Annotated in this window: 9 protein-coding genes; 5 read left to right on the forward strand and 4 right to left on the reverse strand. The window is 67.7% G+C overall.

Annotated features, from left to right (window positions below):
• Nucleotides 1-35 precede the first annotated feature (35 nt).
• From ACIREE_RS24795 to ACIREE_RS24810, 4 genes are read left to right on the forward strand one after another with little or no spacing between them, the layout of a single operon-like run.
• Nucleotides 36-641, forward strand: a complete 606-nt coding sequence (locus ACIREE_RS24795; protein ID WP_404156009.1) for a chemotaxis protein CheB — start codon at nt 36-38, stop codon at nt 639-641.
• A 10-nt stretch (nt 642-651) separates the two neighbouring features.
• Nucleotides 652-2526, forward strand: a complete 1875-nt coding sequence (locus tag ACIREE_RS24800) for a CheR family methyltransferase (protein WP_404156012.1) — start codon at nt 652-654, stop codon at nt 2524-2526.
• Between the two features lie 23 nt (nt 2527-2549).
• Nucleotides 2550-3398: a GAF and ANTAR domain-containing protein gene (locus ACIREE_RS24805; RefSeq protein WP_404156014.1), complete on the forward strand. Its 849-nt coding sequence runs from the start codon at nt 2550-2552 to the stop codon at nt 3396-3398.
• A gap of 13 nt (nt 3399-3411) precedes the next feature.
• A complete protein-coding gene (locus ACIREE_RS24810; RefSeq protein ID WP_404156017.1) occupies nt 3412-4137 on the forward strand; it encodes an ANTAR domain-containing protein in 726 nt (241 codons plus the stop codon).
• Between the two features lie 10 nt (nt 4138-4147).
• Here ACIREE_RS24810 and ACIREE_RS24815 read toward each other — a convergent pair whose 3' ends face one another.
• On the reverse strand, nt 4148-4705 hold the full coding sequence (locus ACIREE_RS24815; protein WP_404156019.1) for a DUF1269 domain-containing protein: 558 nt from the start codon (nt 4703-4705) through the stop codon (nt 4148-4150).
• Between the two features lie 112 nt (nt 4706-4817).
• Nucleotides 4818-5783: an NAD(P)-dependent alcohol dehydrogenase gene (locus ACIREE_RS24820; protein ID WP_404156022.1), complete on the reverse strand. Its 966-nt coding sequence runs from the start codon at nt 5781-5783 to the stop codon at nt 4818-4820.
• Nucleotides 5784-5887: 104 nt separating this feature from the next.
• Here ACIREE_RS24820 and ACIREE_RS24825 point away from each other — a divergent pair, with 104 nt between their 5' ends.
• Nucleotides 5888-6547: a TetR/AcrR family transcriptional regulator gene (locus tag ACIREE_RS24825; RefSeq protein ID WP_404156025.1), complete on the forward strand. Its 660-nt coding sequence runs from the start codon at nt 5888-5890 to the stop codon at nt 6545-6547.
• Between the two features lie 333 nt (nt 6548-6880).
• Here ACIREE_RS24825 and ACIREE_RS24830 read toward each other — a convergent pair whose 3' ends face one another.
• Both ACIREE_RS24830 and ACIREE_RS24835 read right to left on the reverse strand, forming a co-directional pair.
• A complete protein-coding gene (locus tag ACIREE_RS24830) occupies nt 6881-7042 on the reverse strand; it encodes a hypothetical protein (protein ID WP_404156028.1) in 162 nt (53 codons plus the stop codon).
• Nucleotides 7042-8112: a hypothetical protein gene (locus tag ACIREE_RS24835; protein ID WP_404156031.1), complete on the reverse strand. Its 1071-nt coding sequence runs from the start codon at nt 8110-8112 to the stop codon at nt 7042-7044. The genes ACIREE_RS24830 and ACIREE_RS24835 overlap by 1 nt, the downstream gene beginning before the upstream one ends.
• Nucleotides 8113-9236: the final 1124 nt, after the last annotated feature.

Here is a 9236-nt window from a genome sequence, read left to right on the forward strand (position 1 = left end):
TGTGCGAAGCCGCCCGGAGGGCTACGCTCGGCGACGTGCCGCCACAGCCTCCCGGAGCCGTCCCGGACAACTTCGCCGTCGTCGCCGTCGCCACGTCCGCGGGCGGCATCCACGGCTTGATCACCCTGCTCGGCGGGCTCGACGCCGAGCTGCCCGTGCCCGTCCTCGTCGTCCAGCATCTGGACCCCCGGCACCGCACCGTCCTCGCCGAGATCCTGGACCGCCGGGCCAACCTCGCCGTCAAACTCGCCGAACAGGACGAGACGGCCCAGGCCGGAACCGTCTACATCGCGCCGCCCGACCGGCACCTCCTCGTCGGACCCGGCGGCACGCTCTCCCTCTCCCGCAGCGAACTCGTCCACTTCCTGCGCCCCTCCGCCGACCTGCTCTTCGAGTCCGTCGCCGGGGCATACGGCCCCCGTGCCATAGCCGTCGTCCTGACCGGTACCGGAAACGACGGGGCCATGGGAGTCGACGCCGTGAAGTCGCGGGGCGGTACCGTGATCGCGCAGGACCCGCAGAGCGCGGAGTTCCGAGGCATGCCGGAGGCCGCAGTGGGTACGGGAGCTGTGGACTTTGTGCTACCTCTGGAGGAAATTCCCGCGGTGATCCGCGGCCTTGTCGAGATCAAGAAGCAGTAGGTAGGCAACGATGAGCGAGGCGCCCCGAGAGCAGGAGACGGACGAGGAGCTGGAGGACCTTCTCGGATTCCTCAGGGACGCCCGCGGTTTCGACTTCACCGGGTACAAGCGCTCCTCCCTGGGCCGCCGCATCCGCAAGCGGATGGCCGACGTCGGCATCGACGAGTACGCCGACTACCGCGACCAGCTCGAGACGAACGCCGACGAATTCAGCGCTCTCTTCAACACCATCCTCATCAACGTCACCTCCATCTTCCGCGACGCGGACGCCTGGACGTACCTGCAGCGCGAGGTACTCCCCGAACTCATCGCCGGGCTCGACCCGGCGGAAGAGATCCGGGTGTGGAGCGCCGGCTGCTCAAGCGGCGAGGAGGCGTACTCGCTGGCCATCATGTTCGCGGAGGCTCTCGGTCTCGCCGAGGCCCTGACCCGCGTAAAGATCTACGGCACCGACGTCGACGAGGAAGCGCTGCGCGACGCCCGCGCGGGTCTGTACCCGGCCAGAAGCCTGGAGTCGCTCGCCCCCGAGCTGCGCGACAAGTACTTCGAGCAGAACGGCTCGCAGTACAGTTTCCGGTCCGATCTGCGCCGCCGGGTCATCTTCGGCCGTCACGACATCACCCGCGACGCTCCCATCTCCCGCCTCGACCTGCTGGTCTGCCGCAACGCGTTGATGTACTTCAACGTCGAGGCGCAGACCCAGATCGTCGACCGGTTCCACTTCGCGCTGCGCGAGACCGGCTTCTTGTTCCTCGGCAAGGCCGAGATGCTGCTCAACGACGCGGATCGGTTCGACGTCGTCAGCATGCGCCAGCGCATCTTCCGCCGCCGCCGGGGCTCCGCCGTGACCGCGCAGTACCAGCCTCCCGCGCCCAAGATGCGCACGGGATTCGGCGGGGAGATGCTGACAATGGCCAGGAACCGGCAGTTGCGCGACCTGATCCTCGACGCCGCGCCCGGCGCCGCCCTCGCGGTCGACGCCGAGGGCGTCGTCGTCCTCATCAACAACCATGCCCGCGTCCAGTTCGGCCTGACCACCAACGACATCGGCCGCCCCTTCCAGGACCTGGAGATCTCCTACCGCCCGGTCGAACTGCGCTCACTGATCGACCAGGCCACCCACGAGCGCCGCACCCTGCGGGTGAACGGGGCGGAGCGCAGGGTCGGCGAGGACCTCCAGTACTTCGACATCCTGGTCCAGCCGCTGGTCGGCGGCGGCGGCCTGCCCTCCGTCACGCACATCTCGTTCACCGACGTCACCGTCACCACCCAGCTCAAGTCCGAGGTCAAGCGCGTACGCGAGGACCTTGAGACGGCGTACGAGGAACTCCAGTCCACGAATGAGGAGTTGGAGACGACGAACGAGGAACTCCAGTCCTCGATCGAGGAGTTGGAGACGACGAACGAGGAACTCCAGTCCACGAACGAGGAACTGGAGACCACGAACGAGGAGCTCCAGTCCGGGAACGAGGAGCTGGAGACCATGAACGAGGAGATGCGCATCCGCAGCGAGGAGCTGGACGAGACCCGCGCCTTCCTCGAGGGAGTCCTCACCTCCATCGCGGCCGCCGTCGTCGTCCTCGACAAGGACCTCAACGTCAAGAGCTGGAACCGGGGCGCCGCCGAGCTGTGGGGCCTGCGCCAGGACGAGGTGCTCGACGAGCCCTTCTTCCGCCTCGACTTCGGTCTGCCCACCCAGCAGTTGTTCGCCGTGGTGGAGGAGTGCGTCAAGACCCGTAAGCGCGGTAATCCCGTGGAGATCGACGCGGTCAACCGGCTGGGCCGTGGCATCGGCTGCACCGTGCAGTGCAGCCCGTTCGACGGCCACCGCGGCGGGGGGGTCGTCCTCTTGATGGAAGAAGGCGGAAGCGGCGACACGGTCTGACTGGCCGGGCGTATTCTCGGGATATGGAGCCCAAGGCCGGTTCACCGACGCAGGCCGCGCTTGCCTGGCAGCGCGCGGTCCGGGCCCGGGAGCGTGCCGACCGGGCCGCCGAACTCGCGGAGCGCTACGAGTCGCTGGCGGAAGGATCCTTCGACAGTCTGTACCAGCGCCTCGCCCTTATCCACCGCTCCACCGCCGCCCGCCATCGGGTCGCGGCGGAGCTCCTCGAGGGGCACGCCCGCCGGGCCCGCCAGTGGGTCCGTGACGGCGGCCCGCCGCCCCTGTTCATGACGGGTGTCGCCGAGGTGTGCGGCACGAGCAGCGTCGCCGTGGTCCTCGTCGACCGTGAGCGCAACCAGCTCGCGATCGCCACATCCGACCAGCCCTCGTGCACCGCACAGGACCTGGAGTTCGTCATGGGCGAAGGCCCGGCGGGCGACGCGGTGCGCGACTGCCGCCCGGTCGAGGTGTCGGAGGCCGCCCTGACCTCGCGCTGGCCGGGCTACGGCCCGGCCGTCAGAGCACTCGGCATCGGCCAGGTGGTGGCCGTGCCGCTGCAGGTGCCCGGCGAGTGCATCGGCGCCCTCGCGGTCTTCGACCCGCGCCCCGACACCGCGTCCACGACGCTTTTCACCGAGGTCGCGGATGCGTTGACCAGAAGTGTGTTGCTCGGCCAGGACGCGGTACCCGGTCTGTTCGGCGGCATCGACTACCGGGCCGTCGTGCACCAGGCCGCGGGCATGGCAGCCGTGCAGTTGAACTGTCAGGTCGCGGATGCACTGGAAATGGTCAAAGCGCGCGCATTCGCCGATGGACGCCGCATCGGGGACGTCGCCCGGGATATCGTCCACGGACAATTGAAACTCGGCTGAGAGGTCTTCCACCGTGACGCTGCAGGAGCAGGAACTCGCCGCGGTCTTCGCCCATTTGACGGAGGAAGCCGCACGTGATCCGCTCGATACGCAGACCCTCCTCGCCACCTTGGTGGAGGGCGGCAGAAGGCTGTTCGACGCACTGGGCGCGACCGTGCAGTACTCACCCGGTGGCAACTCGGCCATCCAGACCGACGGTACCGACGACGCTCTGCGGGCCCTCGCGGCGGAGGCCGCGGGCTGGCAGGAGGGCCCCGGCTACGACGTCCGTACGACGGGCTGCGCCCTCATCGACGTGGACGTGACGATACAGCCGACGCGGGCCCGCTGGCCGCGCTGGACCGCACGCGTCAGGGACCTGGGGCACGGCCGGGTCACCGCCCTGCCGCTGCCCGCCAAGGACGGCCCGGCCGGTGCCCTCGTCCTGTTCGGCCCGCACAGCGGCAGCCTCGACGAGAAAGCCCTGTCGTTGGCCCGCTCCTTCGCCGACGCCGCGGCCAGCACACTCTCGCTCCAGCGTGAGGTGACCGAAAGCCGGGTCCTGGCAGGCCAGTTGGAGCATGCACTGTCCAGCAGGGTCGTTGTCGAACAGGCCAAGGGCATCCTCGCCGCCCTGCACGGCCTCTCCCTCGACGAGGCCTTCAACCGCCTGCGCCGCCACGCGCGCTCGCACCAGCGCAAGGTCCAGGACGTGGCCCGCGAGATCGTCGAGGGCCGCGACTTCCCCATCGACCCCTAACGAGCACGGGTCAAGGCGAAGCGACCGGGGCCTGCGCCGACACGGCCCCGGCCCCCTCCTCGGCGGCCCGCGCCTTCTCGCGGGCGGCCCGCGCCATCTCCCGCAGCGCGTCCTCCTCCTCGTTGCTCAGCGAGGTCTGCACCAACTGCCCGCCGTACGCGGCGATCTCGGGTACGACCTTGTCCTGGGCGGCCTGCTTCACCAGCACGAACAGCGCTGCGGCGCCCGGCCGCAGATTCTGGCTGAGCTCCTTCATGAAGTCGTCGTTGATCCCAGTGTCCGTGACGGCCCCGCCGGCCGCACCGGCCGCCGCCCCCACCGCGGCGCCCAGGAGTGGCACGAGGAACAGCAGCCCGATGACGCCACCCCACAGCGCCCCGCCCGCGGCGCCCACCGCCGTGTGATTCACGGCCTGGTGCAGCTTGATCGTGCCGTCGCTCTCCCGCCGCTCGACCACCACGATGTCCTCGAGCTCGACGAGGTGCTCCTTGGACATCGACAACAACTTGTCGCGAACCTGGTCGGCGGTGGCGAGGTCGTCGTAGGCGACGACGAACAGATTGCTCATGACAGCACTCCTCCGAGACGTTCACGCGTATGCGACTTCGCCCGATTTTAGGGCGATTTCGACCCACTCGCCTGGGGAGCTCAGAGGGCCACACGCGCGGCCGTGACCTGCCCTAAGCGACCTTGACCACGAACTTGCCCTGCACGCCGCCCGCCTCCAGTGCACGGTGTGCCGCCACCGTTTCCTGCAGAGGGAAGACCGTGTCCACCGCCGGGCGCAGTTTGCCCTCGACCACGTGGCGGGCGAGGTCGTCGAGCTCCTCTCGCTTGGGGTTGCCGCTGAAGAAGCGCACCCGGCCGCGGCCATGAACCGCACTGGCCATGAGGTAGCCCAGCGACGCGGCAGGACGTGTCGGATCGAAGGCGATGGTGACCATGCGCCCACCCGGATTCAGCAGGCGCCGGAAACTCCGCAGATCGGTCCCCACCGTGTCCAGGACCACATCGAAGCGGCCCAGTTCCCCAGAAGGTACGGCCCGGTGGTCAACTGCCTTGTGAGCGCCGAGACCGCGGACGAAGTCGAGGTTGGTGGCACGGGCGAGGGCCGTGACCTCGGCGCCGTACGCCCGCCCGAGCTGTACGGCGGCATTGCCGACACCGCCCGCCGCGCCCCGCACCAGGAGGCGTTCGCCGGCCCGCAGCCCGGCTTTGTCCCGCAGGGCGGTGACGGCTGTGGTGGCCACCGGCAGCGCCGCGGCGTCCACCAGGTCCAGCCCGTCGGGGACCCGGCCGAGCCGCCCGGCCGGTACGGTCACGTACTCAGCGGCGCTGCCGAACCCGGACGCGCGCCCCAGGACGCCCCATACTCGGTCACCGACCGTGGCCTCCGTCGCACCGGCGCCGAGTGCGACGACTTCGCCGGTGAAGTCCAATCCGACGCGCTGGGGGAATTTCCGGCCGGTCACGAGGCGGAGACGGCCGGCACGGGCTGCCAGCTCGCCGCCGTTGACGCTGAACGCGCGCACCCGCACGAGCGCCTGCCCCGGTGTCGGCTCGGGGCGCGTCACCTGGCCCACGTACAGCACGTCGGGGCTGCCGTAGCGGTCGAAGAGCACTGCTCTCATCATGTGGTCATTCATCGTTCCACCTTTGCGGCCGGGGCCATGTGAGGACGTGTCTGACGTGGACCGTAAGCTCATAAACGGACGAGATCGTCCACTTGATCCGGAAGTGAGAGGCACCGATGACCGAATCCTCTCGGATCAAAAACCCGGACGGGGTGCGGGCGGATGCCCGACGCAACCGGGAGCGTGTCCTTGTCGCCGCCCGTGCGGTATTCGCCGAGCGCGGGATCGACGCGCCGATGGCGACCGTGGCCCGCCGGGCCGGGGTCGGCGTAGCGACGCTGTACCGGCACTTCCCGACCCGGGACGCCCTGGTGCGAGGCGCGTTCACGCAGCAGATGGAGACCTGCGCACGGACGCTCACCGAGGCTCTTGCCGACCCTGACCCCTGGCGGGGATTCCAACGGCTGGTCGAGACGGTCTGCGCGCTTCAGCGGGAGGAGCGGGGGTTCCCCGCCGCGTTCGTCGCGGCCTTCCCGGACAGCACGGTGGAGCACGCACCGTCCCGGGAACGCGCCGAAAGGGACCTCATGACCCTGGTACGCAGGGCCCAGGCGACGGGTGCGCTGCGAGCCGACTTCCACCCGACCGACCTCGCCGTGGCCCTGGTGGCCCACTGCGGTCTGGTGTCCGCCCTGCCGGAAGACGGCGCGGCCTCCCGGCGTCTGATCGCCTACCTGCTCCAGTCGTTCCGCGCCGATGCGGCCAACGGGCCCCTGCCGCCGCCGACTTCGCTGTCACTGCACAGTTTCCCCCTTGAGGCATCGTCCCGTCGATGACCGCTGGGCGAAAGACGAGAGGGGGGCGCCGGCCGCTGGGCTGGGGACGTCATGGAAAGGGCCGTCGGCCGCGCCTTCCGAGAGCGGAAGAACACGGCCGACGGCCCAGAGACGGCCCAGGGGAGCGGAAACCCGCTCTGACCTGTGGCGTTCTTAAATGTCGAAGTAGAGATAAGAAGTGCTTCTGACCAGTACCTTTCACCCTCTGGCATTGGGGGCGGTGCACAACCGGTGCACGACAGAGCAGGGCCGGCCGGAGCCTGTATGGCTCACTTCGGCACGGGATGTCCCACGAGAGGTCGCAGCTCGTCCGGCCAGCGACCTGGGGCCAAGCTATTGCCGGTCATCTCCTGCCTCGCGCCAGGTGCGCCGAATCTCATGCCATGCGCGGATGATCGCTGGCACTTTCCCCAGCGCCTCGTGGAGCTGCGAGAGCGCGATAACGACTGCTCCGAACGCGGCCAGAACGGACAGCACGATGGCATCCCAGTTCATCAGTGGCTCCCCTCGTCAGAGGAGCGAGCTGCGCCCGAGGCATCGGAAGGCGACGCGACGTCCGGGCTGTGCTCGGGCAGAACCCGATCGAGCCACCTGATGGGAGCACCCAATTCTGCAAGCTTGATCCGGGTGCCGCCCGTGTAGACGCCTGGTCCGTGACGGAAACGTAGTTGTAGACCGCCACTGTTCATACCGCGGTGCAGGAGGTCATACGTGCATTGCAGGGTGTACGTGCTGTCACCGAGTTCTTGCTCCGGCCTGCAAGAGCAGTACTGGCGCTCGATATGGAGAGGCAAGCCCCATACGGGGTCCATGAGGTGTCGCAGAAAGACTTCGTGCTCGAGCCTGATGCCACGCACCGTGTCTAGCTCGAAGATCCATTCGTCGCCGGTGATCCAGGAGCGTGTTGAGTATGCGGTGCTGGCCGTCTGGAAGATGGCGATACGGCGTAGCAGCGCTGATCCGAGCCAATCGAGGCCACGCTCGGCCTTCCACGTCTCTGGGTAGTCACGGATGTGCTCTTCCTCGAAGGTGGTCAGCTTTGGCTGCTGCCAGAGCGGCGGGGCTTCGGCCTTCTCGTATCGAAGTCGACGTTCATCGAGCTCCTCAGCCCAATCCGTCCCGGGGATGCCGCGCAGCACGAGGTGGCATTCGCTGTCAACGAGTGTGAGGTGCAGGTCTGATCCGTCGATGCCAACAACTCGAAGGCCAACGACGCCATTTACTTGTACGCCTGGCTCGGCGCTGGGCAACAGCTGGTCGAGGGCATGGCCACTGAGGGCATACGAGGTGCCGTTGCTGAGTGTGGTGTGGCTGTCGAGGTGCGCGACCGCAGATTTGGTTGTGGACTGCACGTGCGAGAGCCCGAGGGGATGGGCCCACCACTGGCCTCCGCTGCAAAGTTTGGCAAATGCCTCAGCTTCGAGATGCGCTTGTTGCAGCGGGCCGGAATGAATCGGGTGGCGATTGTCCCTGCCACGCATCACTTTCTTCGCCACGGCGAAGGGTTCGCCCGTGTAGAGCTGCTGTGTCCTCGCGAGCTTCTCGAGCCGCCCACCGCTGGTCATGTGCGATCCGTCCCCGGAATACCGTCGCCCCTCGGCATCCGACAACTGATCTGCACGCCCTGCATGAGGGCATAGGTGAACAGTGCGATGCGCTGTGCAGGTGGGGCTATGGCTCCTTAACCCCTGGATGATCCGGCAACGGGGCGAAGCAGGATCAGGGGCGGCCCCCTGGAGGCCACAGCTGAGTGTGGAGGAAGACGGCTGCCAGGCGCAAGTGTTGATGGACGGCAGGCTCCCGTGGTTGCCAAGCGTGCGGTGGCGCCTATTTCAGCCAAGTGCATTCAACTCGTGGTCTGCCCACCTGGTTCGTTGCGAGACTCGATGGAGCAGGGCGTTTGCTCAACTCGGGGGTGTGTGATGGCAGGGCGTTCCGGTCAGTACTATCGCGCTGGCCACATGGTGAATCGGCCCACAGGCGGCCGTAAACGACCGAAGAAGAAGACATGGGCCGGTGTTGCTGCTGTGGCCCTGCTGCTCCTTGGGGCGAAGCTCGGGCTCTTCTCCGGCAGTGGCGATGACGGAAGCACTACTCAGAAGACGGACAAGCCATCCGCTACCTCCTCACCTGCAAGGAAGTAGCGTCCCGTTGCTTGCTGCAGTTCGCGGCGCTGGTCTTGCGTCAGCGGCTGGTGCGCTTCGTCGGTGACTGCTTGCGTAGACCAATGGCCTTGAGCCTGGTGCGTAGTGAACTCGACGAGCCCCGCTCTGGAGCTGGAGCTGGAGCTGGAGCGGGTGCGACGGTCGAAGGAGTTTGGGCTGAGGCAGCGCTGAGTCGTTCCCAGGCTGCTTTCCATCGGTCGACATGGTCATCAGGCACACCGCACGAAGAGAGGTACGTCTCGATCGTTTTAGTCCACCGGTGGGGAAGGTCCTCGCGGTTGAGGAGTCGACTGATGCTGCCTGCTGACAGTGGCGCAGGGGAGTTCTCGCTCAGCTCGCGTTGCGTCAGGCCGCTGATCGCACGGATCATGCCAAGCGCGTGAATGAACTCGGAAGCGTCCAAGAACCGATCCGCGTCAGGCCAGGCGGAGCTAGTGTCCCGCGTCGGAGATCCGTCGTTAGTTTGTGTATGACTGCTTCTGCGGATGTGCCGGTGCCTCGTCGTGGTCCGAAGTTGGAACCGT

The organism is Streptomyces sp. NPDC102467 (assembly GCF_044765445.1).
GTDB lineage: Bacteria > Actinomycetota > Actinomycetes > Streptomycetales > Streptomycetaceae > Streptomyces.

Excerpts from the sequence above, each read along its gene's own strand:
- ACIREE_RS24800 (WP_404156012.1), top strand. The coding sequence starts at position 652 with ATGAGCGAGGCGCCCCGAGAGCAGGAGACGGACGAGGAGCTGGAGGAC.
- ACIREE_RS24835 (WP_404156031.1), bottom strand. The coding sequence starts at position 8,112 with ATGACCAGCGGTGGGCGGCTCGAGAAGCTCGCGAGGACACAGCAGCTC.
- ACIREE_RS24815 (WP_404156019.1), bottom strand. The coding sequence starts at position 4,705 with ATGAGCAATCTGTTCGTCGTCGCCTACGACGACCTCGCCACCGCCGAC.
- ACIREE_RS24805 (WP_404156014.1), top strand. The coding sequence starts at position 2,550 with ATGGAGCCCAAGGCCGGTTCACCGACGCAGGCCGCGCTTGCCTGGCAG.
- ACIREE_RS24830 (WP_404156028.1), bottom strand. The coding sequence starts at position 7,042 with ATGAACTGGGATGCCATCGTGCTGTCCGTTCTGGCCGCGTTCGGAGCA.
- ACIREE_RS24820 (WP_404156022.1), bottom strand. The coding sequence starts at position 5,783 with ATGAATGACCACATGATGAGAGCAGTGCTCTTCGACCGCTACGGCAGC.
- ACIREE_RS24825 (WP_404156025.1), top strand. The coding sequence starts at position 5,888 with ATGACCGAATCCTCTCGGATCAAAAACCCGGACGGGGTGCGGGCGGAT.